Genomic DNA, 272 nt, shown 5'->3' on the forward strand with positions numbered 1-272 from the left:
GGCCGGTCGGACCAGGTCTCCCCGCAGGACGACACCGTCATCCATCACGATGGGGATGTCCCGGGTGGTGACGGTGGCCTTGTACTGCTCGGGCCGCGGCCTCCAGGGCGTCGGCGCGACCTGGGGCAGCTGGGGCAGCGGTGCGGCCGCGACACGGTCCGCCGGCTGGGCGGGCGCGGCCTTCGCCGTACCCGCTGGCAGCAGGGTGGCTGCGGCGAGCACGGCGGTGAGTGCGGCCGCGGCGACGCGGGGCAGCGCTGAAGTCATGGGGG

1 protein-coding gene is annotated in these 272 nt (G+C 76.1%); it reads right to left on the reverse strand.

Features of this window, described 5'->3' with window-relative positions; genetic code table 11:
• Positions 1–267 (reverse strand): hypothetical protein (locus tag ACOADB_RS22760; RefSeq protein WP_378604035.1); only part of this gene is annotated, 267 nt, incomplete at its 3' end.
• Positions 268–272 lie beyond the last annotated feature (5 nt).

Source organism: Nocardioides sp. CPCC 206348 (assembly GCF_048654705.1).
GTDB lineage: Bacteria > Actinomycetota > Actinomycetes > Propionibacteriales > Nocardioidaceae > Nocardioides.